Origin of the sequence: Pseudomonas sp. NY15372, from assembly GCF_048068215.1 — a bacterium.
GTDB classification, from domain to species: Bacteria; Pseudomonadota; Gammaproteobacteria; order Pseudomonadales; family Pseudomonadaceae; genus Aquipseudomonas; species Aquipseudomonas guariconensis_A.
The window spans coordinates 1-25,273 of record NZ_JBLUPY010000050.1 but is presented as its reverse complement, the minus strand read 5'-3'; the positions used below and the strand labels follow the sequence as shown (position 1 = coordinate 25,273).

The following is a 25,273-nucleotide window of genomic DNA, read 5'->3' as shown; positions in this document are numbered from 1 at the left end:
CCCCTTGCCGGGTGTGTAGAGGACTTTCACCTCCAAGTCACCTGCTCGGCCACCACAGCCAAGCGGGTTGCGCTAACGCGCAACGCGCCATGCCTGGCGCACATAAAAAAGGCCGCTGCAAACGCAGCGGCCAATCGAGACGTTAGATCAAGGAGCTTCAAAATCAACGTCGGTGAACCTTGCAGGCCCGAAAGGCAGGGGGTAGAGCCTTTCGTGCCAGCCAGTGAGATCAGAATAAGCGCTTGATGGCGTAGGAAAAATAGCCGCTTCCGACATTCACCTTTACGTTTTGAGTAAAAGTGCCTACCCCTGTAGATACGGTGCCGGCCGATTTTCTAGGGCGCATAGCCCATCCGCCAGCTGGTGGCCTGGGTCGCCGCCAGCAGCCGCTTGGCCGCCGGGCCGTGTTCGTCGGCATGGAATATCGAGGTCGGGCCGACCACGGTCATCACCGCTGCAATCTGCCCCATGGCGTTGAACACCGGTGCCGACAGGGCGTCCACGCCGGGCATCAGCAGGCCATGCACATGGTGCAGGCCGCGCTCGCGAATCTGTGTCAGCAACGGCTCGTAGTCGCCATACACCTGGTTCATCGCCGCCAATTCCTGCTCGCGCAGCTCCACCGTCTCCCGCTCCGGCAAGTGGGCGGCGAAGACCAGGCCGGTGGAGGAGCTCAACAGCGGTAGCACCGAGCCGATCTGGGTTACCACCGTCACCGCACGCACCGCAGGCTCGATGTTCACCACCGTTGCTCCCTGGTTGCCCCACACAGCGATGAAGCAGCTTTCGTTGAGCTCGTCGCGCAATTGCGACAGTGGCAGTGCCGCCACCTTCAGCACATCGATGCTGCCCAGCGCCGCCATACCCACCCGCAGCGCCTCACGGCCCAGGCCGTAGTGGTTGGTGGCCGGGTCCTGCTCGGCGAAGCCGCTGGCGATCAAGGCCTGCAGGTAGCGGTGCACCTTGCTCGCCGGCATCCCTACGTGCTCGGCCAGGCGTGACAGCGAGGTGGACGGGGAGAGTTCGGCAAGGGCCTTGAGGATGTCGGTGCCGACTTCCGCCGAGCGAACCTTCTGCTTGCCGGTGTCGGCAGGGGAGCTGGCTTTGGCCATGGGTGCGGGTATCCAGGGAGACAGGTGGGCGTCTTTATAGCTTGACGCCTTTCGGCAATCAAATTACGTTATTCGTAATCTGATTACGATAAAAACAATGCAGACGCGCTGCCATGCCTGGATCGCTCGCTCGAATGCGCAGCAGCAGGCGCACAGCCAGCTGCCAACAACGGCTCCCATCGAGCCCGGAGGCACCGATGACTCGCGACCCTTCCCCAGACCTTCAGTACCTGAGCGGCTTCGGCAACGAATTCGCCAGCGAAGCGCTGCCCGGCGCGCTGCCGGTCGGGCAGAACTCCCCGCAGAAAGCGCCCTACGGCCTGTACGCCGAACTGCTCTCGGGCACCGCGTTCACCATGGCCCGCAGCGAACAGCGTCGAACCTGGCTGTACCGCATCCGCCCCTCCGCGCTGCACCCGCGCTTCGAACGCCTTGAGCGCCAGCCGTTGACCGGCCCGCTGGGTGCCTCCACGCCCAACCGCCTGCGCTGGAGCCCGCAGCCGATTCCGGCCGAGCCCACCGATTTCATCGAAGGCTGGTTGCCCATGGTGGCCAATTCGGCCGCCGAGAAGCCGGCTGGCGTGAGCGTCTACATCTATCGCGCCAACCGCTCCATGGAGCGCGTATTCTTCAACGCCGACGGCGAGTTGCTGCTGGTGCCGGAACAAGGCCGCCTGCGCATCGCCACCGAGCTTGGGGTGATGCAGGTCGAGCCGCTGGAGATCGCGGTGATCCCGCGTGGCATGAAATTCCGTGTCGAGCTGCTCGACAGCCAGGCTCGCGGCTACATTGCCGAGAACCATGGCGCACCGCTGCGCCTCCCGGACCTGGGCCCGATCGGCAGCAATGGCCTGGCCAACCCGCGTGACTTCCTCACTCCGGCGGCGCACTACGAAGAGGCCACAGGGCCTGTGCAACTGGTGCAGAAGTTCCTTGGCGAGCACTGGGCCTGCGAGCTGCAGCATTCACCGCTGGATGTGGTCGCCTGGCACGGCAACAACGTGCCCTACAAGTACGACCTGCGCCGTTTCAATACCATCGGCACGGTCAGCTTCGACCACCCGGATCCGTCCATTTTCACCGTGCTGACCTCGCCGACCAGCGTCCACGGCCTGGCCAACATGGACTTCGTGATCTTCCCGCCACGCTGGATGGTGGCCGAGAACACCTTCCGTCCACCGTGGTTCCACCGCAACCTGATGAACGAGTTCATGGGCCTGATCCAGGGGGCCTACGACGCCAAGGCAGAAGGCTTCCTGCCCGGTGGTGCCTCGCTGCACGGCGTGATGAGCGCCCACGGCCCCGACGCCGAGACCTGCGACAAGGCCATCGCCGCGGACCTGGCGCCGCACAAGATCGACAACACCATGGCCTTCATGTTCGAGACCAGCCAGGTGCTGCGTCCGAGCCTGAAGGCCCTCGAGTGCCCGCAGCTGCAGGCCGACTACGATAGTTGCTGGGCCACCTTGCCGAGCACCTTCAACCCGAATCGGAGATAACCCATGAACCAGACCGCCATCGCCCGTAGCTGGGTCGAGCACGCCAATGGGCACAGCGACTTCCCGCTGCAGAACCTGCCTCTGGGCATCTTCAGCCGCCCGGGCCAGGCGCCGCGTTGCGGCGTGGCCATCGGTGACGCCATCCTCGATCTGGAAGCGGTGCTGGCTGCCGGCCTGTTCGACGGCCAGGCCAAGGCTGCCGTGGAGGCCACCCGTGGCGGCGCGCTGAATGCCTTCTTCGCCCTCGGCCGCCCAGCCCGTGTCGCCCTGCGCGAGCGCCTGCTGGCGCTGCTTGGCGAGCACAGCGAACACCAGGACGCGCTGAAACCGGCGCTGCACCCGGCCAGCGACTGCCAGCTGCACTTGCCGGCGAAGATCGGCGACTACACCGACTTCTACGTAGGCATCGAGCACGCCAAGAACGTCGGCAAGCTGTTCCGCCCCGACAATCCGCTGCTGCCGAACTACAAGTATGTGCCCATCGGCTACCACGGCCGCGCCTCGACCATCCGCCCCACCGGCACCGACGTGCGCCGCCCCAAGGGCCAGACCCTGCCAGCCGGGCAGGCCGAGCCGAACTTCGGCCCCTGCGCGCGCCTGGACTACGAACTGGAGCTGGGTATCTGGATCGGCCAGGGCAATGACATGGGCCAGTCCATCCCGATCGGCGATGCCGCCGAGCACGTAGCCGGCTACTGCTTGCTCAACGACTGGTCGGCGCGCGACATCCAGGCGTGGGAATACCAGCCGCTGGGCCCGTTCCTGTCCAAGAGCTTCATCACCACCATCTCGCCGTGGGTGGTCACCGCCGAGGCGCTGGAGCCGTTCCGCTGTGCCCAGGCCAAGCGCCCGGAAGGCGACCCACAGCCGCTGCCTTACCTGCTGGACGAGCGTGACCAGGCCGCAGGCGCCTTCGACATCGAACTGGAAGTGTTGCTGCTGACCGAGCGCATGCGCGAGCAGGGTTTGCCGGCCCATCGCCTGACCCTGAGCAACACCCGCAGCATGTACTGGACCGTGGCACAGATGGTCGCTCACCACAGCGTCAACGGCTGCCAGCTGCAGCCGGGCGACCTGTTCGGCTCGGGCACCTTGTCCGGTGCAGCGCCGGGCTCGTTCGGCAGCCTGCTGGAGATCACCGAGGGCGGCAAGCACCCGGTCGAGCTGGCCAGCGGCGAGCTGCGCAAGTTCCTCGAGGACGGCGACGAGATCATCCTGCGCGCGCGCTGCACCCGTGACGGCGTGGCGAGCATTGGCTTCGGCGAATGCCGCGGCAAAGTCATCTCGGCCAACTGAGGGGCAGGGCGATGGAGCTGTTCACCTATTTCCGTTCCACGTCGTCGTATCGGGTACGTATCGCCCTGGCGCTCAAGGGCCTGGAATACCAGGCCCTGCCGGTCAACCTGCTCAAGGGCGAGCAACGTGGTGCCGACTATGTGGCGCTGAACCCGCAAGGGCGCGTACCGGCCCTGCGCACCGACGAGGGCGCCCTGCTGGTGCAGTCGCCGGCGATCATCGAGTACCTGGAGGAGGCCTATCCACAGGTGCCGTTGTTGCCCACGGGGGCCGAGGCGCGGGCCAAGGTACGCGGCGTGGCGGCGATCATCGGTTGCGATGTCCACCCGCTGCACAACGTCAGCGTGCTCAACCAGCTACGCCAGTTGGGGCACGACGAAACTCAGGTCAACCAGTGGATTGCCCACTGGGTCGGCCAGGGGCTCGCCGCAGTGGAGCAGTTGATCGGTGACGAGGGCTTCTGTTTCGGTGACCAGCCGGGCCTGGCGGATGTGTACCTGATCCCGCAGCTATACGCCGCCGAGCGCTTCAACGTCGACCTCGACGGCTATCCGCGGATTCGTCGCGTGGCCGCCTTGGCCGAGGCGCACCCGGCCTTCGCCAAGGCGCACCCTGCCCGCCAGCCGGATACGCCGGCTCAGTGAATCGAACGCTTGGCCGACGGCAGTTGGCTAAGGCGTTCGCTCAGTTTCAGGCGCTGTACCGGGTCGTCGGTCAGTAGCAGGGCATGCTCGAGGTCGTAGCGTTCGGCCTGGGGGCAGTCCAGTTGCTGGTAGAGCGTGGCCCGGGCCAGATAGTCGCTGACCAGCACCGGGCCCAGCTGCATCACCCGTTCGGCGTCGATCAGCGCGGCCAGGGCATTATCGTTGCTGCCGTGTAGGTGGCGCAGGTTACGTGACAGGCGTTGGAGCATCTGTGCAGGGGTGGCGCTGCGCATGTGTTCGGCGGTCAGCGGCATGTGCGGGCCGAACTGGCGGGCGAGCAGCTCGCGGCAGTCGGCCGGGTACAGGCGTCGGCCGCCGCACGGGTCGAGCAGGTGGTCGGCACCGGGCACCCGGAGCAGGAAATGGCCTGGGAAGTTCACCCCTTCCAGCGGTATCGATAGCCGACGCGCCAGCTCCAGGGTGAGGATGGCCAAGGTCAGCGGCTGGCCGCGACGGCGCTGTAGGACCTTGTCCATCAAGGCCACCTGAGGTCGCAAGGGGTGGTACTCGTCCTGCTGGAAACCCAGCGCGCTGAGTTGGCGCAGCAGCGGCTGGGCCAGTTCGTGCAGGGGCAGCATCGGCAACTGCGCGCTGATCTCCCGTTGCAGGTCATGCAGATGGGCGAGGCTCGCCGCCGGGTCCAGCGCCCGGTCGTGTTCGGCGGCGATCCACAGCGTGGCCTCCAGCAGGGCGACAGGCTCGCGATCCAGGCAGGCCAGGCAGGCTTGGCGTGGGTTCATGGGCATCTCCACATACGCTTATCTTTTAGCCCTGGGCGGTGCTTTCGTCCAGTGGTCTGCCCGGGGTTCAGGCCTTGGCGGGCTGCCTATACTGGTAGGAGCACCTCTCTGGGGAGCCCGTTGATGTTCGCGCTCATGCAAAGCACCCGTACCCAGTCGCTGCACCTGTGCATCGACCCGCCCACGGGCCTGAAGGCCGTGGTGGTGATTCACAGCGAGCAACTGGGGCCAGCCATGGGCGGCTGCCGCTACCTGCCTTACGCCGATGATGAAAGCGCCATGACCGATGCCATCCGCCTGGCTCAGGGCATGAGCTACAAGGCGGCCCTGGCCGGTTTACCGTTGGGTGGTGGCAAGGCGGTGATCGTGCGCAACCCCCATGTGGAAAACCGCGCAGCGCTGTTCGAGGCGTTCGGCCGCTTCGTCGATAGCCTGCAAGGGCGCTTCATCACGGCCGTGGACAGCGGCACTTCGACCCTGGACATGGACTGCATCGCTCAGACCACACCACACGTCACCAGCACCACCGCCTCGGGCGACCCTTCACCGCACGCGGCCATGGGCGTGTTCGCCGGCATCCGCGCCACATCCATGGCGCGCCTGGGCAGCGACAACCTCGAAGGCTTGCGGATAGCGGTGCAGGGGTTGGGCAATGTCGGCTATGCCCTGGCCGAACAACTGCATGCGGCGGGTGCGGAGTTGCTGGTCAGTGACCTGGACCCAGGGCGTGTGCGCCTGGCAGTGGAGCAGCTGGGGGCCCACCCGGTCGCCAGCGAAGCACTGGTCAACACCCCTTGCGATATCTTCGCGCCGTGCGGCGTGGGGCCGGTGCTAAATGGCCAGAGCGTGATGCAGTTGCGCTGTGCGGCGGTGGCGGGGGCGGCCAACAACCAGCTGACCACCTTGCAGGTAGCCGACCAACTGGAAAAACGCGGCATCCTCTATGCCCCGGATTATGTGATCAATGCCGGTGGCCTGATCTACGTGGCGTTGACTCATCGAGGCGAGAACCTGGGAACGATCACCTCGCACCTGGCGCGCATTCCCACACGGTTGACCGAAGTGTTCGCCCATGCCCAAGCGGAAAAACGTTCGCCAGCGAGGGTGGCGCAGATGCTGGCGGAGCGGTTGCTGTATGGGTGAGCCGGTGTTGCCTGTGCGGTCGCAATCGCGGGCAAGCCCGCTCCCACAGGGTGGCTCTGCAAAGCCTGATTTATGTATCAGCTCAGTTTCTATGAGAGATCACCTAGCCCTTCGGAGCGCTGATCCTCTGTGGGAGCGGGCTTGCCCCGCGATTGCTGCCGCACAGGCACGCCACTCCAGTCATTACTCCGCACCGCCCTCAAGCAGTTCCGCCAGCGCATCCGGCTGGTTCTTGAACGCCCGGGCGAACACATCGCGGTTCTTGGCCATGTAGATACCGGCTTCCTCGACCTGCTGCTCGGTCAGCGACGGCACCGCCTTGTGCAATACATCGGCCAGGCGCTCGGCCAGCTCGAGCATCTTGTCGTGACGATCTGCCTCGGCCTTATCCATGAACAAGCGCTCCGGGTCGCGGCTGCTGCGGTACACCACTTCGACGGCCATTCATCACCTCTGTGCCTTTTTGCTGTGAATTGCGGTTTGCTGTATGCATATACAGTATCCGGTCAGGCCATGTAGATGCAACCACGATGATGGCCTTTTTTCACTGAGCCTAGCCCACAGGTGCCTTGCGGCAATCGGTCGCCTTCCAAGCCAAGGGCCTGGCCCTTTAACTGCATGCACAAAGCGTCACAGGCGTGACGCATCATCCTTCAGCTCGTATCGGGGAATCGAACATCGTGAACATCAAATGGGCAGAAAAACTGCGCAAGGGCCTGCACGGCTCCGCCGACTCGCTGGGCAACCTGTGTGTCGAAGGTTTCCATTACCTGGCGTTGTTCGGTATCGGCGCCATCACGGCCTACGCGGCGGTCATGACCTTCCTGGACATGCTGGGCAAGGGAGGGGTCAGTGTCGATGACATCCTGCTGCTGTTCATCTACCTGGAGCTGGGGGCGATGGTCGGGATCTACTTCAAGACCAACCACATGCCGATCCGCTTCCTGCTGTACGTGGCGATCACTGCCCTGACCCGCCTGCTGATCGGCGATGTCTCGCACCACAAGGCGCCTGACGTCGGGCTGCTGTACCTGTGCGGCGGCATCCTGTTGCTGGCGTTTTCCATCCTGGTGGTGCGCTATGCGTCGTACCGCTACCCCTCGACCAAGGTGCTCGATGCCAACGGCAAGGAAGTGGAAGAGGGCAAGTGAGGGTGGTATGCCGCTAACGCCGGCCGGGGCGGGTGGGGCTGTGAAATCCGGGGCGTGGCCGCAGCCTGGGATCACGCCAAGGGGGCGTGAGGTTTGCGCGCCGCCCTGGATATCAACATGAGCTTTGACGACTACGTGCTGACCGAAGAAATCCGCCACTACCTGACCGCGTTCTTTGCCCCGCTGGGCATTGACCCAGACGCTACCTACCTCAACGGAATCGCCGATGTCATCGACGAAGACGTGGTAAGTGTCCGCACCCTGGTCGAGGAGGCCGAATACTGGGTCGAGCGCGAGGAAGTACCGACCTACGACCAAGGGCTGATCGGCTTTTTCAATGCGCCCGCCACCTTCGACCCGGCATCGCGTGTACGTGGCTTGCGCTTGTCCGATTTCGAGCGGGTAATAGACAGCCTGCTGCTATCGCGACGCTGATCGCCAGGCAGCCTGCACCGGTTTGCGTGGCAAGCGGGCCAGGACTTCCACGGCCAGCCCTTGGCGGATGCTGTCGATGACCCGTTGCAGACGCTGCGGGTCGTTGCGTTGGGCGGCGGTGATCAAGCGCTTGGCCGCTATACCCTTGTCGTCCGAGAGCGTGAGCATGATGCTGCCATCCAGGCTTTCGATACTCAGGTTGACCCTGTACTCGGGGGCGAAGGCGTCGCTGATCTGGTCGAATGGATTGTGCATGGTCGTTGTCTGTGAAGAAGTGACTGCAGGGGTTGACCGGGTGGGCGCCGGGTTGGTTCAGGCCCACCGACCAGTGGAAACGAAAACGCCCGGCGTATAGCCGGGCGTCGTTGTGCCATGCAGCGGGTCAGGCTTCGGGGTCACTCAGCTGCAGCACGCCACGTTTGCTGCGCAACTTGCCGTAGAAGTGGTCCAGCGCGTTGTTCAGCTTACTGGCGGCGCCATCGACCGCCTGGTCCAGCGAAGTGGCGGTGTGGGTCACGGAAATCGGTTGATGGCCTTTCGGGCGAGCCTCCATCTGGCAGCGTTTGTCATGCGGGCCGGGCTTGGTGCCGTTCTCGTCGCGCAGGTGGACCTCGATGCGGGTGAGGTCGTCCTCGTAGCGTTCGAGGCTGCTTTCCAACGTGCTGCGGACCCACTCATTGAGCCGGATGTTGCTATCGATGTGGTTGCTGCTGTTGACCTGGATTTGCATGATTCAATCCTTATTCAGCTTGCTCGCAAGAGGCGCGCCTAGGCCACTGAGGCCCCTGGAATTTCTTCGCCTCTTGACTCTAAAGTCAGGCAACGGCGAAGCGAAATCAACCCCCTTCGAAAAATAAATTTCCTGTTGCAGTTCAGCAGGTGTGGATCGCTTGTAGGGACGGGTTTGCCTCCGCGATCGGACCGTAAGGCGACCCCTTGCCCGTTCAGCGGCTGAACGCCGCCCTGTATTCCCCAGGCGTCGCCCCCAACGCCTGGCGAAACCGGTTGCTGAAATGGCTGGCGCTGGCGAACCCACACAACAGCGCCACCTCGCCCAGCGGCAACGGGCCCAGGCGCAGCAGCCCGCAGGCCCGGTGCAGGCGCCGCGCCAGCAGGTACTGGTGCGGCGGCAGGCCGAAGCTTGCACGGAACATGCGGGCGAAATGGTATTCGGACAGGTTGCAGCGCAGGGCCAGCTCCCCCAGGGTGATGGGCTGCTCCAGGTGCGCTTCGATGTAGTCGATCAGTTGCCGGCGCTGATGCGGGGCCAGCCCACCTTTCAAGCGCAGCCCCTGGCGCAACCCCGCCTGGCCGAGTACGGCATGGTCGATGATTTCATGGGCCAGGCTGCTGGCCAGCAGGCGCTCGCCCGGTTCGTCCCAGTCCAGGCCCACCAGTTGGCGGAAACGCCGGGCCTGTAGCGGGTCGTCGAGGAATGTCGCCTCGCGCAATTGCATTTCCCGGGGTTCGCGGTCGAGCAAGCGGATGCAGCCGAGTGCGAATTGTTCCTCGCTGATGTACAGATGGGCCAGGCGGACTGCACCGTTGATGATCCAGTTGGACTCGTGGCCGGCGGGCATGATGCACAGCTTGTCCGGCGCGCCTTTGTCAGCCGGGCGCTGGCGGCGGAAGATGCCGGTGCCGTCGGCGATGTAGCAGGACAGGGTGTGGTGGCTCGGCGACTGATAGTCGCGGGCGTCGTTGCGGTTGCTCCACAAGGCTGCGGCCAGGCCGTCACCCAGCTGCGCGCTCAGTTCCAGGCGTGCATGGGGCGAGGCGTGCATGGCATTGAAGACTTGCAGCTGGGTCAGTGGCGTCATGGGTGATTCCTCTCGATGCCATCCTACTGCGGCGTTGGGTGGCTGGCAGCCCCCGTGACGGGAAAAGCGCAAGTTTGTGCAAGCGGGGCAATCGAAGGCGGGCAGAAACTGGTCTCCGGCGAGGGTTGCGCTCTCGATCGCTGCAACCGGCTTGTGCTGTTGCCGTGGGAGCCGGCTTGCCGCCGATGGGCTGCACGGCGGCCCCGTTCAGGTAGCCTGGAGAAACCTCATGAACCTGTCGCTGTACCTGCTAACCGTCCTGATCTGGGGCACCACCTGGATCGCCCTGAAACTGCAGTTGGGTGTGGTCGCCATCCCGGTGTCGATCGTCTATCGCTTCGCCCTGGCCGGCCTGATCCTGTTCGCCATCCTGTTGCTCACCCGCCGCCTGCAGCCGATGGGCAGGCGCGGGCATCTGGTCTGCCTGGCCCAGGGCCTGTGCCTGTTTTGCGTCAACTTCATGTGTTTCCTCACCGCCAGCCAATGGATCGCCAGCGGGCTGATCGCCGTGGTGTTCTCCACCGCCACCTTGTGGAACGCACTCAACGCCCGGATCTTCTTCGGCCAGCGCATCGCTGCCAACGTACTGGGCGGTGGTGCCCTGGGGCTGCTGGGCCTGGGCTTGCTGTTCTGGCCGGAGCTGGCCAGCCATGGCGCCAGCCGCCAGACGCTCTACGGCCTGGGCTTGGCGCTGCTTGGCACCTTGTGCTTCTCGGCAGGCAACATGCTGTCCAGCTTGCAGCAGAAAGCCGGCTTAAGGCCGATGACCACCAATGCCTGGGGCATGCTGTACGGCGCATCGATGCTGGCGGTGTATTGCCTGTCGAGCGGCATTCCCTTCGACATGGAATGGAACGCGCGCTATATCGGTTCGCTGATGTACCTGGTGATCCCCGGTTCGGTGATCGGTTTTACCGCTTACCTGACCTTGGTGGGGCGCATGGGGCCGGAGCGGGCAGCCTATTGCACGGTACTGTTCCCGCTGGTGGCGTTGAACGTCTCGGCAGTGGCCGAAGGGTACCAGTGGACGGCACCGGCGCTGTTGGGGCTGGTGGCGGTGATGGTGGGGAACGTGCTGGTGTTTCGCAAGCCCAAGGCCGGCAAGGTGGGGGCGGCGGTGGCCGTCAGGTGAAGACAGGGTTGGCCCTATCGCGGGACAAGCCCGCTCCAGGTATGCGCCAGCCCTGTGGGAGCGGGCTTGCCCCGCGATCGAGGGCGAAGCCCTTGGCAGGCGCCTCAGCTCTTCCAGACCTGCGGGTTCACCAGGTCCCGCGGTCGCTCCCCCAGCAGCGCCGCCCGTAGGTTATCGATCGCCCGATTGGCCATGGCTTCGCGGGTTTCGGCGGTGGCCGAGCCCACATGAGGCAGGGTCAGGGCGTTGGGCAACGTGAACAGCGGTGAATCGGCCAGCGGCTCCTTCTCGTATACGTCCAGCCCGGCGCCTCGGATCGTGCCGCTCTGCAACGCCTCGACCAATGCCGCTTCGTCCACCACCGGCCCACGGGATACGTTGACCAGGAACGCGCTGGGCTTCATCAGCTTCAGCTCGCGGGCCCCGATCAGCTTGCGCGTGGCCTGCGACAGCGGCACCACCAGGCACACGAAGTCGGCTTCGGCCAGCAGTTGCTCCAGGCTGCGGAATTGGGCACCCAGTTCCTGCTCCAAGGCCGGCTTGCGGTTGTTGCCGCTGTACACCACCTGCATGTTGAAGCCCAGGCGGCCGCGCCGGGCAATGGCTGCGCCGATGTTGCCCATGCCGACGATGCCCAGGGTCTTGCCATGTACGTCGCTGCCGAACTGGGCCGGGCCGACGGTGGCCTGCCACTGGCCGGCCTTGGTCCAGGCATCGAGCTCGGCGACTCGACGGGCGCAGCCCATGACCAGAGCGAAGCCCAGGTCCGCGGTGCTTTCGGTGAGCACGTCCGGGGTGTTGGTCAGGGCGATGCCGCGTTCATTGAAGTAGTCCAGGTCGTAGTTGTCGTAGCCGACCGAGACGCTGGACACCACCTCCAGCCTGGCCGCGCCTTCGAGCTGCGCCCGGCCGAGCTTGCGACCGACACCGATCAGGCCATGGGCCTCGGGCAGGGCTTCGTTGAACTGGGCGGCGACGTCACCGAGCTTGGGGTTGGGCACGATCACGTTGAAGTCTTGCTGCAGGCGTTCGGCCATGGCCGGGGTGATGCGGCTGAAGGCCAGGACGGTCTTTTTCATCGGGCTTCTCTGCAAGGCTGGGGAGCGGAGCCGGGCAGAAAAGCGGGGCCGCTTCACGGCCCTTTTCGCGGCACGAGGCCGCTCCTACAACGACCTGTAGGAGCGGCCTCGTGCCGCGAAAGGGCCTGTCTGCCAGACGTGGAGTCAATGGATAGCAACCTACCATTGTCCTCGGCCCCGATGCAGCAGCTTTTTCAGTTGGCGATCAGCAACTCGTGGGTCTTCAGGTCTGCCTCATGGGCCGCGAGGATCTCCGGCAACGAATTGCGCAGGTATTCGACCCAGGTCTTGATCTTCGCATCCAAGTACTGGCGCGACGGGTAGATCGCGTACAGGTTCAGCTCCTGCAGGCGGTAGTCGGGCATGATCCGCACGATGCTGCCGTCACGCAGGCCGTCGATGGCCGAATAAATCGGCAACACGCCCACGCCCATGCCGCTGCGGATGGCGGTCTTCATGGCGTCGGCCGAATTTACCTGGAACGGCGAGCTGGTGATGTTGACCACTTCCTGGCCTTCCGGGCCGTCGAACAGCCATTTTTCCAGCGGAATCACCGGGCTGACCATGCGCAGGCACGAATGCTTGAGCAGATCGGCGGGTTTGTGCGCGGTGCCATGCTTGGCCACGTAGTCGGGCGATGCGCAGACGATGCTGTAGGTGATGCCCAGGCGCTGGGAAACGAAGCCGGAGTCCGGCAGTTCGCTGGCCAGCACGATGGACACGTCATAACCCTCGTCGAGCAGGTCCGGCACGCGGTTGGCCATGGTCAGGTCGAAGGTCACGTCCGGGTGCGAGTCGCGGTAGCGGGCGATGGCATCGACCACGAAGTGCTGGCCTACGCCGGTCATCGAATGCACTTTCAACTGGCCGGCGGGGCGGGCGTGGGCGTCGCTGGCCTCGGCCTCGGCTTCCTCGACGTAGGTCAGGATCTGCTCGCAGCGCATCAGGTAGCGCTTGCCGGCCTCGGTCAGGGCGATACGCCGGGTGGTGCGGTTGAGCAGCCGGGTTTGCAGATGGGCTTCCAGGTTGGAGACCGCCCGCGAGACGTTCGCGGTGGTCGTATCCAGTTGCGCCGCAGCGGCCGTGAAGCTGCCGAGCTGGGCCACGCAACTGAAAGCACGCATGTTTTGCAGGGTGTCCATGGGTCACTCTCAAGGTAGAGGACAAAATTGTGACATGAAGTAACCAAAGCGGTCTTCAGACTAAAGCCGGATTATCGCTGTTTTGGTAACAAAGATTCGCAGGAATATACGCTTATCGCCAGTGCGACCGCCCCCTAGAATTGCCCGGCCTCATCCACCTCTTCCTCGGGAAATCGCAGCTGTGCCGCGTCGCATCATCAGAGCGCTGAGTGCGCTCAGTGCCTGTGCCCTTACCCTCACCTTGAGCGGCTGTATCGGAACCTGGGGCATCGCCCCGCAAAGCAAGACGCTGCAAGCCAATACCCTGACCACCGACGATGCGATCCGCGAAGCGGCCAGCGACGCCCATTGGCCGGACCAGCAGTGGTGGCGGGCCTATGGCGACCCGCAGCTGGACCGCTGGGTCGCGTTGGCCCTGGCCGGCAGCCCGAGCCTGGCCATGGCCGCGGCGCGGGTGCGCGAGGCCAAGGCCATGGCCGGCGTGGTGGAATCGGCAGAAAAGCTCCAGGCCAATGGCCAGGCGACGCTCAAGCGCCACAACTGGCCCGAGGATCAGTTCTACGGGCCTGGCGCGCTCTCCGGCGCCAACACCTGGGACAACAATGCCGCCATCGGCTTGAGCTACGCCCTCGACCTTTGGGGCCGCGAGCGCAACGCCAGCGAAAAGGCCGTGGACCAGGCGCACATGAGCGTCGCCGAGGCCCGCCAGGCTCAGCTCGAGCTGGTGAACAACGTGGTGCGCGCCTATATCCAGCTGAGCCTGCATTTCGCCCAGCGCGATATCGTCAAGGCTGAACTGGCGCAGCAGGAGCAGATCCTGGCGCTGGCCAAGCGTCGCCTGGACAGCGGCCTGGGCACCCATTTCGAGGTCAGCCAGGCCGAGGCGCCACTGCCCGAGACCCATCGCCAACTCGACAGCCTCAACGAAGAAATCGCCCTGGCCCGTAACCAGCTGGCCGCCTTGGCCGGCAAGGGGCCAGGGGAGGGCGCGCAGCTTCAGCGCCCGACCTTGACCCTGGGCGCACCGCTGAAACTGCCCTCGAACCTGCCCGCCGAACTGGTCGGCCAGCGCCCGGACGTGGTCGCCAGCCGTTGGCAAGTGGCCGCGCAGGCGCGAGGCATCGATGTCGCCCATGCGGGTTTCTTCCCCAACGTCGACCTGGTCGGCAGCCTGGGCTTCATGGCCACCGGTGGCGGCCCGCTGGAGTTTCTCACCGGGCGCAAGTTCAACTACAACGTAGGCCCGGCGATCAGCTTGCCGATCTTCGATGGTGGCCGCTTGCGCTCGCAATTGGGCGTGGCCTCGGCGGGTTATGACGTCGCCGTGGCCCGTTACAACCAGACCGTGGTCGGCGCGCTGAAGAACATCTCCGACCAGCTGATCCGCCGCGAGTCGATGAAGGAGCAGGCGCATTTCGCCGCCGAGTCGGTGGCCGCTGCGCAGAAGACCTACGACATCGCCATGGTCGCCTTCAAACGCGGCCTGACCGACTACCTCAACGTGCTCAACGCCCAGACCTTGCTGTTCCGCCAGCAGCAGATCGAGCAGCAGGTCCAGGCCGCGCAACTGGCCGCCCACGCCGAGCTCGTCACTGCCCTGGGCGGGGGCCTTGCGGCTGGCGAGGACGTGCCCGACGAACAGCGCCAGGCCGCCCCGAAAACGCCGGCCACCCTGGCTATCTTGGACACGCCGGGCCACACCGAATGAGTACCTCGAGCCTACCCCTGCGCTGGCTGCAAAGCCTGGAGTGGCGCCGGGGCTTCTTCGCCTGGGCGCGCACCGACGGCGTGACCTGGGTCTATATCTTCAAGATCCTGGTCGCCGCCTTCGTCACCTTGTGGTTGGCCATGCGCCTGGAGCTGCCCCAGCCGCGCACGGCGATGATCACCGTGTTCATCGTCATGCAGCCGCAAAGCGGGCATGTGTTCGCCAAGAGCTTCTATCGCGTGCTCGGTACCCTGGCCGGCTCGGCGATGATGGTCGCGCTGATCGCGATCTTCCCGCAGAACACCGAGCTGTTCCTGCCCAGCCTGGCCCTGTGGGTCGGGCTGTGTTCGGCCGGGGCCATGCGCTACCGCACCTTCCGCGCCTATGGCTTCGTGCTGGCCGGCTACACCGCGGCGATGATCGGCCTGCCGGTGCTCGAACACCCGGACCAGGCGTTCATGGCGGCGGTGTGGCGGGTGCTGGAGATCTCCCTGGGGATCCTGGTGTCGACCGCAGTCAGCGCCGCGATCCTGCCCCAGTCGGCCAGCGCCGCCATGCGCAATGCGCTGTATCAGCGCTTTGGCGTGTTCGCCGGCGTGGTGGTCGAGGCCCTGCGCGGCGACAGCCAGCGCGACCGCTTCGAAACCAGCAACGTCCGCTTTATCGCCGAAGCCGTGGGCCTTGAAAGCCTGCGTAACGTCACCGCATTCGAAGACCCGCACATGCGCAGGCGCTCAGGCCGCCTGGTGCGCATGAACAGCGAGTTCATGGCCATCACCACACGCTTCAACGCCCTGCACCGCCTGCTCGAACGCCTGCGCGCCCGTGGCCCGCTGCAGATCGTCGGCGCCATCGAGCCGGGCCTGGCGACGCTCGTCGAGCTGCTCGAGCCCTATGTCGGCCGGGCACTGACCGATGCCGACGCACTGCGCCTGACCCTGGAGCTGGCCGCCTACAAGGAAGGCCTGCAAGCCCAGGTGCGCACGCTTCGCGCCGACTACGTCCAGACCGACCCCAGCGAGTCCGACCTGCTCGACTTCCACACCGCCTTCGAGCTGCTGTACCGCTTCGTCGACGAGATGTACAGCTACGCCCAGACCCACGCCTCGCTGTCTGCGCACAACCACGAGCGCGAACACTGGGACGAACCCTACGTGGCCCAGACCAACTGGCTGGTGTCCCTGGCCGCCGGCGTGCGCGCCTCGGCGGTGCTGTTGCTGCTGGGCAGCTACTGGCTACTCAGCGACTGGCCCAGCGGCGCCATGATGACCCTGATCGCCACGGTGACCGTAGGCCTGTCGGCCGCCTCGCCGAACCCCAAGCGCATGTCGTTCCAAATGGCCTGCGGGACGATGATCGGCGCCTTCGTCGGCTTCTTCGAAACCTTCTTCGTGTTCCCCTGGATCGACGGCTTCCCGCTGCTGTGCACCGTGCTGGCGCCAGTGTTCGTGCTGGGTGCATTCCTGTCCTCGCGCCCGGCCTACGCAGGCTATGGCATCGGCCTGTTGGTGTTCTTCGCCATCGGCTCGGTGCCGAACAACCTGACGATCTACGACCCGTACACCTTCATCAACGACTACATCGGCATGGTCATCGGCATGCTGGTCTGCGCCGCTGCCGGGGCGATCATCCTGCCGCCCAACAGCCGCTGGCTGTGGAGCCGCCTGGAGCAGGACTTGCGCGAGCAAGTGCTGTTCGCCATCACCGGGCGCCTGCGCGGGCTCGGCTCGGCCTTCGAAAGCCGCACCCGTGATCTGCTGCACCAGGCCTATGGCCTGGCCGCAGGCAAGCCCCAGGTACAGAGCGAGCTGATGCGCTGGATGTTCACCGTGCTGGAGATCGGCCACGCGATCATCGAACTGCGCAAGGAGCAGGTGCACGCGCCGGTGCACCCGGCCTATGCCGAGTCGCAGCCTTGGCGCCAGGCCATCCGTGTCATGGGCCGGGCCCTGGCGCGGCTGTTCCTGCAGCCCAACGCCAGCAACCACGAACGCGCCCTGGTGGCCGTGGACCATGCCATCAGCCGTGTGCAGGCCACCGACGAGCCCTTCGCCCGGCACTTCGACACCTCGGTGTTGCGCCGGGTGCAGAGCTACCTGCATTTCATCCGTACCTCCCTGCTCGACCCACAGTCGCCGTTGGCCCCGGCGAAAGGACTGCACCGTGCTCCGTGAAATCATGCCCCGCGAGATCGCCTTCCATGGCGTGTACATGCCCACCATGACCTTGATGTTCCTGTTCGCCGCGGGCCTGGCCTGGGGCCTGGACCGCTTCATCGCGAGCATGGATGGCTACCGCTTCTTCTGGCACCCGGCGCTGCTGCGTCTGTGCCTGTTCATCTGCCTTTTCGGCGCCATGGCGCTGACCTTGTACCGGTGAGAAACCTTCGATGAAAAAGTTCTTCAGCCTGATCGCCACCTTGCTGGTGCTGGCGGGCGCCGTGGTGATCGGCCGCCAGTTGTGGCTGCACTACATGACCACACCCTGGACCCGCGACGGCCGGGTGCGTGCCGACATCATCAACGTCGCTGCCGATGTGCCGGGCTATGTGGTGGATGTGCCGGTGCGTGACAACCAGCGGGTGAAGAAGGGCGACCTGCTGATCCAGATCGACCCCGAGCATTACCAACTGGCGGTGAACCAGGCCAAGGCCCTGGTCGCCTCGCGCAAGGCCACCTGGGAGATGCGCAAGGTCAACGCCAAGCGCCGCGCCGACCTGGACAACCTGGTGATTTCCAAGGAAAACCGCGACGACGCCAGCAACATCGCAAGTGCTGCCCTGGCCGACTACCAACAGGCCCAGGCCCAGTTGGCCGCCGCCGAGCTGAACCTTGCGCGCACGAGGATCATCGCCACGGTCGACGGCTACGTCACCAACCTGAACATCCACAAGGGCGATTACGCTCGCACCGGCGAGGCGGTGATGGCGGTGGTCGACGAGCACTCGTTCTGGGTGTACGGCTTCTTCGAGGAAACCAAGCTGCCCTATGTGAACGTGGGCGACCAGGCCGAACTGCAGATGATGAGCGGCGAGCGCATCAAGGGCCATGTGGAGAGCATCGCCCGTGGCATCTACGACCGTGACAACCCGCAGAGCCGCGAGCTGATCGCCGATGTGAACCCGACCTTCAACTGGGTACGCCTGGCCCAGCGGGTGCCGGTGCGGATTCACATCGACGAAGTGCCCGAAGGTTTCCTGCTGGCCGCGGGGACGACCTGCACCGTAGTGGTCAAGCCAAGCACCTCCCTGTAGGAGCGGCCTTGCGCCGCGAAAGGGGCGCAGCGCGCCCCCAGCTACCTAGGCGACGCCCACCAAAACCGGCATCTGCACCCGGTCGATCACCTTGGCGCTGATCGAAGGGTCCAGCAAGCGCCCCAGCCGCGACAGGTGCCGGTGGCCCATGATGATCAGCTCGCATTTCAGCGCCTGGGCTTTTTCGACGATGGCAGCGACCGGCTCCGCGGCGACCACGCTGCCATGGCAATCGAAACCTGTCTCGCGCAAGGTGCCCACGGCACTGGCCACGGCCTGCTCGGCCAGGCGCTGTTCCTCGCAGGCGGCGGGGTATTCCTCCTGTTCCTGCGCGGTGTAGGCCGCCGGGCGCTCGTGCACGGCGAAGGTCGTGTCGATGGCCAGCAGCACATGCAGCTCATGCTCGCCCGGGCGGCAGTAGCGGTGGGCGAGGTCGAGCAGGGCGTGGGTGGCGGGGGAGGCGTCGATGGCGATCAGGACCGGGCGGGGCATGGGGGTTCCTTCAGGCTGCAAATGCTAGGTTGGCAGTTCCGGCCCAATCGCTGGCAAGCCAGCTCCCACCGGTCATGCGCTGCATCGGCAAGCGCCTGTGGGAGCCGGCTTGCCGGCGATAGGGGCTACGCCATTGTTCAAGCTTTGCGCCTGCGAATAAATGGCCTGCCATGCACGGCGTCGTTGCGCCAGACGCAATCCACCAACCTGTTAACATCGCGTTTCCCACAGCTGTCACGGAAAACGGCCATGCAATTGCCAGACATGAACCTGCTTGTCGCGCTCGATGCCCTGCTCGACGAGGGCAGCGTGGTCGGTGCGGCCCAGCGCATGAACCTGAGCCCGGCGGCGATGAGCCGCACCCTGGGGCGGATTCGCGATGCCCTGGGCGACCCGATCCTGGTCCGCGCCGGTCGCGGCCTGGTGCCGACACCCCGGGCGCTGGCCCTGCGTGAGCAAGTCTCGGCCCTGGTGGAACAGGCCGGGCAAGTGTTTCGCAGTGGCGACGACGTGGACCTGCCGAACTTGGACCGGGCCTTCAATATCCGCACCAACGACCTGTTCATCGCGCTCCATGGCGCCCAGTTGCTGCGCATGATGCACGAGCAGGCGCCGCGCACCGTGCTCAGGTTCGTCCCGGAGAGCCCGGGTGGGGATGACGACAGCGTGCTGCGTGATGGGCGCACAGATCTGATCATCAGCTCGACCATCGACCTGGGACCGGAGATCAAAGTGCAGAGCCTGTTCCATACCGTCTACATCGGCCTGGCCCGGCGCGACCATCCGATCTTCGACGCCGAGATCACCCCGGAACGCTTCGCCGCCTACCCGCAGATCAGCGTATCGCGACGTGGCCGGGCCAATGGGCCGATCGATGTGGAGTTGGCCAACTACAAAGTGCAGCGACGGGTGGCATTGATCACCCCGAGTTTCCATTCGGCGATGTTCTCGCTGCCCGATTCGGACCTGATCCTGCCGATGCCGGCCAACATCCTCAACAGTGTGAACAAGCTGGGGCTGCCGCTGCGCTCGTTCCAGATCCCCTTGGCGCTCGAGCAGGTAACCGTCATGCAGGCGTGGCACCCGCGCTTTCAGAACGATCCAGCGCATCGCTGGTTGCGCCAGACGTTGAAGGCCTGTTGCAGCGTCGATCCTTGATTGCTGGGTCGTCTGTGCTGGCCCAATCGCTGGCAAGCCAGCTCCCACAGGCTGGAGGTGACCCGCTGGCCAGCCAGCTCCCACAGGCTGGCGATGACCCGCTGGCAAGCCAGCTCCCACAGGCTGGCGGTGACCCTGTGGGAGCCGGCTTGCCGGCGATGGCGTCGGTACTGACACTCTGGATTGCGTCCAGCGCAACATAAAACTGCCAATAAGTCAGTTTTCGTCAGCATTCGACCTTTTTAGACTTCTCTTGCGCCCTAAATTGTTGCTGGAGATGTCTGTCCATGAGTTCCCTGTCCGCGCCTTCCGCCGTGCTCGCCGCCCCTGCACCGGCCGCACCGGCGCAAACGGCGTTCGGCGTGCGGGTGGTGGTCGGCCTGTTCGGCGTGTTGCTGGCGGTGCTTTGCGCCGGTCTCAACGAGGCGGTGACGAAGATTTCCCTGGCCGACATCCGCGGTGCCATGGGCATCGGTGCCGATGAAGGCGCCTGGCTGCTGGCGGTGTACTCGGCGGCCTCGGTCTCGGCCATGGCCTTCGCGCCCTGGATGGCCGGCACCTTCTCCCTGCGCCGCTTCACCATGTGCGCCATCGGCGTGTTCGCCGTGCTTGGTCTGGTACAGCCCTTCGCCCCGAACCTGCACAGCCTGATGCTGCTGCGTATCCTCCAGGGCCTGGCCTCCGGCGCCCTGCCGCCGATGCTGATGACCGTGGCACTGCGTTTTCTGCCACCGGGCATCAAGGTCTACGGCCTGGCCTGCTATGCCCTGACCGCCACCTTCGGCCCTAACTTGGGCACACCCTTGGCGGGCTTGTGGACTGAGTACGTCGGTTGGCAATGGGCGTTCTGGCAGATCATCCTGCCGTCGGGCCTGGCCATGTTCTGCGTTGGCTGGGGCCTGCCCCAGGACCCCCTGCGCCTGGAGCGCTTCAAGCAGTTCGACTGGCGCGGCGTGGTGCTTGGCCTGCCGGCCATCAGTTGCATCGTCCTGGGCCTGTCGCTGGGTGACCGCTGGGGCTGGTTCGACTCGCCGCTGATCTGCTGGTTGCTGGGCGGTGGCCTGCTGTTGCTGGTGCTGTTCATGTACAACGAATGGTCCGAACCGCTGCCGTTCTTCCAGCTGCGCCTGTTGTCGCGCCGCAACCTGAGCTTTGCCTTGGTGACGCTGGCTGGCGTGCTGATCGTGCTGTCGGGCGTGGGCAGCATTCCCTCGGCGTACCTGGCGCAGATCCAAGGTTATCGCCCGGCGCAGACCAGCCCGCTGATGATGCTGGTGGCCATGCCGCAATTGATCGCCCTGCCGTTGACGGCTGCGCTGTGCAATATCCGTGCGGTGGACTGCCGCTGGGTGCTGGCCGTGGGCCTGGGCATGCTGGCGCTGAGCTGCCTGGGCAGCAGCCTTCTGACCTCGCAGTGGATCCGGGGCGACTTCTATCCGTTCTACCTTCTGCAGGTGTTCGGCCAACCAATGGCTGTGCTGCCGCTGCTGATGCTGTCCACCAACGGCATGACCCCGCAGGAAGGCCCATTCGCCTCGAGCTGGTTCAACACCGTCAAGGGCCTGGCCTCGGTGATCGCTGCCGGCCTGCTGGACGCCCTCGGCACCCTGCGCAGGCATTTTCATTCCAACCACCTGGTGGACAGCCTGGGCAACGCCCCGTTGGTCGACGACAACGCCGCAGGCCTGGCCAAGCGTATCCATGAACAAGCCCTGGTGCTGACCTCGGCCGACCTCTACCTGGTCCTGGCCGGTGTCGCCGTGGCCCTGATCTGCCTGATTCCTTTCGTGCCTACCCGGGTCTACCCACCGCGTGCGGTGGCCTGAGCCCTGGATGAAATTCGAGACTGCTGAAATGACGAACAATCGCAAGACTCTCGTGATCGGCTCGGCACTGGCCGTGGCCGTGCTCGCCGCCCTGGTGATGCCCTGGATGCTGGGCAGCGGCCACGAACAGAGCACTAATGACGCCTATGTGACCGCCGACTACACCGTGGTCGCACCCAAGGTCGCGGGCTTCATCAAGCAAGTGCTGGTCGAGGATAACCAGCAGGTCAGGGCCGGGCAGTTGCTGGCGACCATCGATGCCCGTGATTACCAGGCTGCCCTGGACGCCGCCCAGGCCCAGCTGCTGGTGGCCAAGGCGCAGAGCGCAGACGCCCGCGCCACCCTCGAGCGCCAGGGCTCGCTGATCGTCCAGGCCGAGGCCGCGGTGAAGGCGGCGCAGGCCGAGGTGGCTTTCGCCGAGCATGAGGTCAAGCGCTACAGTCGTCTGGCCGAACAGGGCGCCGGCACCGTGCAGAATGCTCAGCAGGCGCGCAGCCGGGTCGACCAGGCCCGTGCGCGCCTGGCCAATGCCCAGGCGGCCTTGGTGGCCACGCGCAAGCAGGTGGATATCCTCAGCGCCCAGGTGGCCAGCGCCGATGGCCAGCTCAAGCGTGCCGAGGCGGGGCTCGAGAAAGCCCAGCTGGACCTTTCCTACACCCAGATCACCGCCCCGGTGGATGGCATGGTCGGCGAGCGCGCCCTGCGCGTGGGCGCCTACGTCAACCCGGGCGCGCGGCTACTGTCGGTGGTGCCGCTGCAGCAGGCCTATGTGGTCGGCAACTTCCAGGAGACCCAGCTGACCCACGTGCAACCCGGCCAGCCGGTGAGCATCCGTGTCGATACCTTCTCGGGCGAAACATTGCACGGCCATGTCCAGAGCATTGCCCCGGCCACCGGCGTGACCTTCGCCGCGGTTAAGCCGGACAACGCCACCGGCAACTTCACCAAGGTGGTCCAGCGCATTCCGGTGAAGATCGTCTTCGATGACGGCCAGCCGCTGCTTGAGCGCCTGCGGGTGGGCATGTCGGTGGTGGCGACCATCGACACCCACGGCGACACGCTCGAAGGCAAAGAGGTGAGCGCGCGATGAAACCTGCATCCCGCTTGAGCCCCTTGTTGCTGGCGGTGCTGTTGGCCGGCTGCACGTTGGGCCCGGACTTCCAGCGCCCCGACCACCAGGCACCGCAGGCCTGGTCGCCGGTGCAGGGCGAGGCCGCCGCCAGCCAACCCACTGCCGAGCCCCTGGAGCTGCGCTGGTGGGACAGCTTCCACGATGCCCAGCTGAGCGCGCTGATCCAGCGCGTGGCCGAGCGCAACCTCGATCTGCAGATGGCCAGCGCGCGCCTGCTGCAAAGCCGTGCCTTGCGTAGTACCGTGGCCGCCGACGAGGCGCCCTCGGTGGACATGAACGCTGGCTACAGCCGTGCGCGCAACAGCGCCGAAGGCCTGAGCGACCCGTCCGGCAAGGCGGGCAAGTCGGCCTTCAACCTGTGGCAGGGCGACTTGGTGGCCGGTTGGGAGCTGGACCTGTGGGGCCGGGTGCGCCGCCAGGTCGAGGCGGCCGATGCCACGGTGGAAGTGGCCGAGAACGATCGTCGCGGTGTGCTGCTGGCGCTGTTGGCCGAAACGGCCGGGGACTATATCCAGTTGCGTGCGGTGCAGCACACCTTGCAGATCACCCGCGACAACCTCAAGGTCGCCCGACATAGCCTCGAGCTTTCCCAGGATCGCCAGGCCGAAGGCGTCGCCACGCGCCTGGACGTGGCCCAGGCCAGTGCCCAGGTAGCGTCCATCGAGGCCCGCCTGCCGCCCCTGGAAGCCCGGCGCGATGATCTGATCAACGCCCTGAGCCTGCTCGCCGCCGAACCGCCGCGCAGCCTGCAAAGCCAGTTGCTGGCTGCTGGCGAGCTACCGGCGCCACGGCAGTCGTTCGCCATTGGCCTGCCTTCGGAGCTGGCCGAGCGTCGCCCGGATATCCGCCAGGCCGAGGCGCGCCTGCATGCGGCCACCGCCAGCATCGGCGTGGCCAAGGCCGACTTCTACCCGAGCATCCGGCTGTCGGGCAGTGTCGGTTTCCAGGCCATGCAGCTGTCCGACTTCGGCGCCTGGGATGCGCGGCGTTTCGCCTTCGGACCGCAGCTGTCGTTGCCAATCTTCGAAGGTGGGCGCTTGAAAGGTACGCTGGAACTGCGCGAGGCCCAGCAGCAGGAGGCGGCGTTGAACTACCGCAAGGTGGTGCTGGGGGCATGGCACGAGATCGACGATGTGCTGCGCTTGTACAACGCCAGCCAGTTGCGTCGCGACCATCTGGCCGAGGCGGTGAAACAGAACCGCATCGCCCTGGAAACTGCACAGCGCCAGTACGTGGAAGGGGCGGTGGACTTCCTCAACGTATTGAGCGTGCAGGGCGCGTTGTTGGCCAGCGAGGAGCAGTGGATCGACAGTTCGGCGGCGGTGGCCCAGGCGCTCGTAGGGCTGTACAAGGCGTTGGGCGGCGGCTGGCAGGCGTTCGACGAGCCGGTGTAAGGGGCCGCTGCGCGGCCCAATCGCGGGACAAGCCCGCTCCCACACCAGACACTGCTTCTCTGCATGAGCTCCCACAAATCAGGCCCTACGGGGAGCCTGTGGGAGCGGGCTTGCCCCGATGCAGGCGACGCTATTTCACAGTGGTCGCAGCAACCCGAACCGCTTGCGCAACACCTTGTCCAGCAACCGCCGCGGCACCAACCGGGCCAGCAGCGGCAGCGCCGTGCTGCCATTGCCCAGGCGCACCAGCGCGGGCGTCGGCGTCTTGCGGGTAGCCGCCAGCAGCCCTTGGGCGAATACCGCAGCCGGTGTCGGCCTGTCCTGCGAAGCCCGCGCCCGGGCCTGGACATATTCGCGCAATGGCCACCACGGCGAATCCGCGGCCAGTACCTCATCCGCCTGACGCTGGGCGTTGCTGGCGAACTGCGAGGCGATCGCCCCAGGCTGCACTTCCATCACCCGGATGCCGAACGGTGCCAGCTCCAGGCGCAGGGCATCGCTCAGGGCGTTCACGGCGGCCTTGGACGCGCAGTAGGCACCGGCGAATGGGGTGACCAACACCCCGGAGACGCTGCCGATGTTCACCACCAGGCCGCGTGCGCGGCGCAGCAGCGGGAACAGCGCGCCGGTCACACCAACCACGGCGAAGACGTTGGTCTCGAACTGGTGGCGCAGGCCCTCGACACCACCATCGAGCAAAGGCCCCATGGCGCCGTAGCCAGCGTTGTTGATGAGCATGTCCAGGCTGCCGTGGTGATCCTCCAGCTCATCGGCCAGGCGTGCCAGGGCGTCGGTGTCGTTCACGTCCAACTGCCGGGCGGCGAAGCCGGCGGCGGCCAGTCGCTCGACGTCTTCGGGCTTGCGGGCCGTGGCCCAGACTTCGTGGCCGGCGTCACGGAAGGCTTCGGCCAGGGCGCGGCCTATGCCGCTGGAGCAACCGGTGATCAGCACAGTGGGCATGGGAAAGGCCTGTCATCAAGGAAAGTAGGCGTTGCCAATACCGGCCCAATCGCCGGCAAGCCGGCTCCCACCAAGAGTAGGGTGTGGGAGCCGGCTT

General features: G+C 65.6%; 25 protein-coding genes. 15 read left to right on the top strand and 10 right to left on the bottom strand.

Annotated features, from left to right (window positions below):
• Window positions 1–335: 335 nt before the first annotated feature.
• Window positions 336–1,112, bottom strand: a complete 777-nt coding sequence (locus ACNFG0_RS21615; RefSeq protein ID WP_196144420.1) for an IclR family transcriptional regulator — start codon at window positions 1,110–1,112, stop codon at window positions 336–338.
• 197 nt (window positions 1,113–1,309) lie between these two features.
• Between ACNFG0_RS21615 and hmgA the strand changes: the two genes are divergently transcribed.
• Genes hmgA through maiA form a run of 3 tightly spaced genes read left to right on the top strand, consistent with a single transcriptional unit; the run spans window position 1,310 to window position 4,551 of the window.
• On the top strand, window positions 1,310–2,611 hold the full coding sequence (gene hmgA / locus ACNFG0_RS21610) for a homogentisate 1,2-dioxygenase (RefSeq protein ID WP_196144419.1): 1,302 nt from the start codon (window positions 1,310–1,312) through the stop codon (window positions 2,609–2,611).
• A gap of 3 nt (window positions 2,612–2,614) precedes the next feature.
• The gene (fahA, locus tag ACNFG0_RS21605) at window positions 2,615–3,907 is read left to right on the top strand and encodes a fumarylacetoacetase (RefSeq protein ID WP_416766324.1); all 1,293 of its coding nucleotides are present in this window, start codon (window positions 2,615–2,617) and stop codon (window positions 3,905–3,907) included.
• An 11-nt stretch (window positions 3,908–3,918) separates the two neighbouring features.
• A complete protein-coding gene (gene maiA, locus ACNFG0_RS21600) occupies window positions 3,919–4,551 on the top strand; it encodes a maleylacetoacetate isomerase (RefSeq protein WP_196144417.1) in 633 nt (210 codons plus the stop codon).
• On the opposite strand, the gene ACNFG0_RS21595 is transcribed toward maiA, so the two are convergent.
• Window positions 4,545–5,351, bottom strand: a complete 807-nt coding sequence (locus ACNFG0_RS21595) for a SirB1 family protein (protein ID WP_416766322.1) — start codon at window positions 5,349–5,351, stop codon at window positions 4,545–4,547. The two genes, maiA and ACNFG0_RS21595, sit on opposite strands and share 7 nt — an antisense overlap.
• Before the next feature lie 123 nt (window positions 5,352–5,474).
• On the opposite strand from ACNFG0_RS21595, the gene ACNFG0_RS21590 reads away from it, so the two are divergent.
• Entirely contained in the window at window positions 5,475–6,494 is a 1,020-nt protein-coding gene (locus ACNFG0_RS21590; RefSeq protein WP_196144415.1) for a Leu/Phe/Val dehydrogenase, read from the top strand.
• A gap of 183 nt (window positions 6,495–6,677) precedes the next feature.
• Here the strand turns inward: ACNFG0_RS21590 and ACNFG0_RS21585 are convergent, their stop codons facing one another.
• Entirely contained in the window at window positions 6,678–6,938 is a 261-nt protein-coding gene (locus ACNFG0_RS21585; RefSeq protein WP_196144414.1) for a YebG family protein, read from the bottom strand.
• A 236-nt stretch (window positions 6,939–7,174) separates the two neighbouring features.
• Here ACNFG0_RS21585 and ACNFG0_RS21580 point away from each other — a divergent pair, with 236 nt between their 5' ends.
• Together ACNFG0_RS21580 and ACNFG0_RS21575 are read left to right on the top strand one after the other, a co-directional pair.
• Complete coding sequence (locus ACNFG0_RS21580) at window positions 7,175–7,645, top strand: phosphate-starvation-inducible protein PsiE (protein WP_196144413.1); 471 nt, start codon at window positions 7,175–7,177, stop codon at window positions 7,643–7,645.
• A 117-nt stretch (window positions 7,646–7,762) separates the two neighbouring features.
• Window positions 7,763–8,080, top strand: a complete 318-nt coding sequence (locus tag ACNFG0_RS21575) for a hypothetical protein (RefSeq protein ID WP_416766320.1) — start codon at window positions 7,763–7,765, stop codon at window positions 8,078–8,080.
• On the opposite strand, the gene ACNFG0_RS21570 is transcribed toward ACNFG0_RS21575, so the two are convergent.
• The 3 genes from ACNFG0_RS21570 to ACNFG0_RS21560 all read right to left on the bottom strand — a co-directional run bounded on the left by ACNFG0_RS21570 (window position 8,066) and on the right by ACNFG0_RS21560 (window position 9,900).
• Window positions 8,066–8,335 carry a DUF3509 domain-containing protein gene (locus tag ACNFG0_RS21570; RefSeq protein ID WP_196144411.1) on the bottom strand — a complete coding sequence of 90 codons (270 nt, stop codon included), beginning with the start codon at window positions 8,333–8,335 and terminating at the stop codon, window positions 8,066–8,068. The two genes, ACNFG0_RS21575 and ACNFG0_RS21570, sit on opposite strands and share 15 nt — an antisense overlap.
• Window positions 8,336–8,462: 127 nt before the next feature.
• Window positions 8,463–8,810 (bottom strand): HPF/RaiA family ribosome-associated protein, encoded by a 348-nt coding sequence (locus tag ACNFG0_RS21565; protein WP_196144410.1) that lies wholly within the window; start codon window positions 8,808–8,810, stop codon window positions 8,463–8,465.
• A 214-nt stretch (window positions 8,811–9,024) separates the two neighbouring features.
• Window positions 9,025–9,900 carry a helix-turn-helix domain-containing protein gene (locus tag ACNFG0_RS21560; RefSeq protein ID WP_196156572.1) on the bottom strand — a complete coding sequence of 292 codons (876 nt, stop codon included), beginning with the start codon at window positions 9,898–9,900 and terminating at the stop codon, window positions 9,025–9,027.
• Between the two features lie 229 nt (window positions 9,901–10,129).
• Between ACNFG0_RS21560 and ACNFG0_RS21555 the strand changes: the two genes are divergently transcribed.
• On the top strand, window positions 10,130–11,032 hold the full coding sequence (locus tag ACNFG0_RS21555; RefSeq protein WP_416766318.1) for a DMT family transporter: 903 nt from the start codon (window positions 10,130–10,132) through the stop codon (window positions 11,030–11,032).
• 104 nt (window positions 11,033–11,136) lie between these two features.
• On the opposite strand, the gene ACNFG0_RS21550 is transcribed toward ACNFG0_RS21555, so the two are convergent.
• Complete coding sequence (locus tag ACNFG0_RS21550) at window positions 11,137–12,111, bottom strand: 2-hydroxyacid dehydrogenase (RefSeq protein WP_416766316.1); 975 nt, start codon at window positions 12,109–12,111, stop codon at window positions 11,137–11,139.
• A 194-nt stretch (window positions 12,112–12,305) separates the two neighbouring features.
• On the bottom strand, window positions 12,306–13,253 hold the full coding sequence (locus ACNFG0_RS21545) for a LysR family transcriptional regulator (protein ID WP_084857133.1): 948 nt from the start codon (window positions 13,251–13,253) through the stop codon (window positions 12,306–12,308).
• Between the two features lie 181 nt (window positions 13,254–13,434).
• On the opposite strand from ACNFG0_RS21545, the gene ACNFG0_RS21540 reads away from it, so the two are divergent.
• Genes ACNFG0_RS21540 through ACNFG0_RS21525 form a run of 4 tightly spaced genes read left to right on the top strand, consistent with a single transcriptional unit; the run spans window position 13,435 to window position 18,214 of the window.
• Entirely contained in the window at window positions 13,435–14,961 is a 1,527-nt protein-coding gene (locus tag ACNFG0_RS21540; RefSeq protein WP_416766315.1) for an efflux transporter outer membrane subunit, read from the top strand.
• Window positions 14,958–17,135, top strand: a complete 2,178-nt coding sequence (locus tag ACNFG0_RS21535; protein WP_416766313.1) for an FUSC family protein — start codon at window positions 14,958–14,960, stop codon at window positions 17,133–17,135. The genes ACNFG0_RS21540 and ACNFG0_RS21535 overlap by 4 nt, the downstream gene beginning before the upstream one ends.
• 4 nt (window positions 17,136–17,139) lie before the next feature.
• Complete coding sequence (locus ACNFG0_RS21530; protein WP_196156580.1) at window positions 17,140–17,340, top strand: DUF1656 domain-containing protein; 201 nt, start codon at window positions 17,140–17,142, stop codon at window positions 17,338–17,340.
• 10 nt (window positions 17,341–17,350) lie between these two features.
• Window positions 17,351–18,214: an efflux RND transporter periplasmic adaptor subunit gene (locus ACNFG0_RS21525; RefSeq protein WP_416766311.1), complete on the top strand. Its 864-nt coding sequence runs from the start codon at window positions 17,351–17,353 to the stop codon at window positions 18,212–18,214.
• Window positions 18,215–18,259: 45 nt separating this feature from the next.
• Here ACNFG0_RS21525 and ACNFG0_RS21520 read toward each other — a convergent pair whose 3' ends face one another.
• A complete protein-coding gene (locus tag ACNFG0_RS21520; protein ID WP_416766309.1) occupies window positions 18,260–18,706 on the bottom strand; it encodes a universal stress protein in 447 nt (148 codons plus the stop codon).
• Window positions 18,707–18,955: 249 nt separating this feature from the next.
• Here ACNFG0_RS21520 and ACNFG0_RS21515 point away from each other — a divergent pair, with 249 nt between their 5' ends.
• The 4 genes from ACNFG0_RS21515 to ACNFG0_RS21500 all read left to right on the top strand — a co-directional run bounded on the left by ACNFG0_RS21515 (window position 18,956) and on the right by ACNFG0_RS21500 (window position 24,216).
• Complete coding sequence (locus ACNFG0_RS21515) at window positions 18,956–19,864, top strand: LysR family transcriptional regulator (protein WP_196156577.1); 909 nt, start codon at window positions 18,956–18,958, stop codon at window positions 19,862–19,864.
• Between the two features lie 287 nt (window positions 19,865–20,151).
• Window positions 20,152–21,690 carry an MFS transporter gene (locus tag ACNFG0_RS21510; protein WP_416766307.1) on the top strand — a complete coding sequence of 513 codons (1,539 nt, stop codon included), beginning with the start codon at window positions 20,152–20,154 and terminating at the stop codon, window positions 21,688–21,690.
• A gap of 28 nt (window positions 21,691–21,718) precedes the next feature.
• The gene (locus ACNFG0_RS21505; protein ID WP_196166958.1) at window positions 21,719–22,780 is read left to right on the top strand and encodes an HlyD family secretion protein; all 1,062 of its coding nucleotides are present in this window, start codon (window positions 21,719–21,721) and stop codon (window positions 22,778–22,780) included.
• Window positions 22,777–24,216, top strand: a complete 1,440-nt coding sequence (locus ACNFG0_RS21500; RefSeq protein ID WP_416766306.1) for an efflux transporter outer membrane subunit — start codon at window positions 22,777–22,779, stop codon at window positions 24,214–24,216. Before ACNFG0_RS21505 ends, ACNFG0_RS21500 begins: the two co-directional genes overlap by 4 nt.
• Before the next feature lie 135 nt (window positions 24,217–24,351).
• Here ACNFG0_RS21500 and ACNFG0_RS21495 read toward each other — a convergent pair whose 3' ends face one another.
• Entirely contained in the window at window positions 24,352–25,176 is an 825-nt protein-coding gene (locus ACNFG0_RS21495; RefSeq protein ID WP_416766304.1) for an SDR family oxidoreductase, read from the bottom strand.
• Window positions 25,177–25,273: the final 97 nt, after the last annotated feature.

Coding starts and splice junctions, on each gene's coding strand:
- ACNFG0_RS21615 (WP_196144420.1), bottom strand. CDS start 1,112: ATGGCCAAAGCCAGCTCCCCTGCCGACACCGGCAAGCAGAAGGTTCGC.
- hmgA (WP_196144419.1), top strand. CDS start 1,310: ATGACTCGCGACCCTTCCCCAGACCTTCAGTACCTGAGCGGCTTCGGC.
- fahA (WP_416766324.1), top strand. CDS start 2,615: ATGAACCAGACCGCCATCGCCCGTAGCTGGGTCGAGCACGCCAATGGG.
- maiA (WP_196144417.1), top strand. CDS start 3,919: ATGGAGCTGTTCACCTATTTCCGTTCCACGTCGTCGTATCGGGTACGT.
- ACNFG0_RS21595 (WP_416766322.1), bottom strand. CDS start 5,351: ATGAACCCACGCCAAGCCTGCCTGGCCTGCCTGGATCGCGAGCCTGTC.
- ACNFG0_RS21590 (WP_196144415.1), top strand. CDS start 5,475: ATGTTCGCGCTCATGCAAAGCACCCGTACCCAGTCGCTGCACCTGTGC.
- ACNFG0_RS21585 (WP_196144414.1), bottom strand. CDS start 6,938: ATGGCCGTCGAAGTGGTGTACCGCAGCAGCCGCGACCCGGAGCGCTTG.
- ACNFG0_RS21575 (WP_416766320.1), top strand. CDS start 7,763: ATGAGCTTTGACGACTACGTGCTGACCGAAGAAATCCGCCACTACCTG.
- ACNFG0_RS21570 (WP_196144411.1), bottom strand. CDS start 8,335: ATGCACAATCCATTCGACCAGATCAGCGACGCCTTCGCCCCCGAGTAC.
- ACNFG0_RS21565 (WP_196144410.1), bottom strand. CDS start 8,810: ATGCAAATCCAGGTCAACAGCAGCAACCACATCGATAGCAACATCCGG.
- ACNFG0_RS21560 (WP_196156572.1), bottom strand. CDS start 9,900: ATGACGCCACTGACCCAGCTGCAAGTCTTCAATGCCATGCACGCCTCG.
- ACNFG0_RS21555 (WP_416766318.1), top strand. CDS start 10,130: ATGAACCTGTCGCTGTACCTGCTAACCGTCCTGATCTGGGGCACCACC.
- ACNFG0_RS21550 (WP_416766316.1), bottom strand. CDS start 12,111: ATGAAAAAGACCGTCCTGGCCTTCAGCCGCATCACCCCGGCCATGGCC.
- ACNFG0_RS21545 (WP_084857133.1), bottom strand. CDS start 13,253: ATGGACACCCTGCAAAACATGCGTGCTTTCAGTTGCGTGGCCCAGCTC.
- ACNFG0_RS21535 (WP_416766313.1), top strand. CDS start 14,958: ATGAGTACCTCGAGCCTACCCCTGCGCTGGCTGCAAAGCCTGGAGTGG.
- ACNFG0_RS21530 (WP_196156580.1), top strand. CDS start 17,140: ATGCCCCGCGAGATCGCCTTCCATGGCGTGTACATGCCCACCATGACC.
- ACNFG0_RS21525 (WP_416766311.1), top strand. CDS start 17,351: ATGAAAAAGTTCTTCAGCCTGATCGCCACCTTGCTGGTGCTGGCGGGC.
- ACNFG0_RS21520 (WP_416766309.1), bottom strand. CDS start 18,706: ATGCCCCGCCCGGTCCTGATCGCCATCGACGCCTCCCCCGCCACCCAC.
- ACNFG0_RS21515 (WP_196156577.1), top strand. CDS start 18,956: ATGCAATTGCCAGACATGAACCTGCTTGTCGCGCTCGATGCCCTGCTC.
- ACNFG0_RS21510 (WP_416766307.1), top strand. CDS start 20,152: ATGAGTTCCCTGTCCGCGCCTTCCGCCGTGCTCGCCGCCCCTGCACCG.
- ACNFG0_RS21505 (WP_196166958.1), top strand. CDS start 21,719: ATGACGAACAATCGCAAGACTCTCGTGATCGGCTCGGCACTGGCCGTG.
- ACNFG0_RS21500 (WP_416766306.1), top strand. CDS start 22,777: ATGAAACCTGCATCCCGCTTGAGCCCCTTGTTGCTGGCGGTGCTGTTG.
- ACNFG0_RS21495 (WP_416766304.1), bottom strand. CDS start 25,176: ATGCCCACTGTGCTGATCACCGGTTGCTCCAGCGGCATAGGCCGCGCC.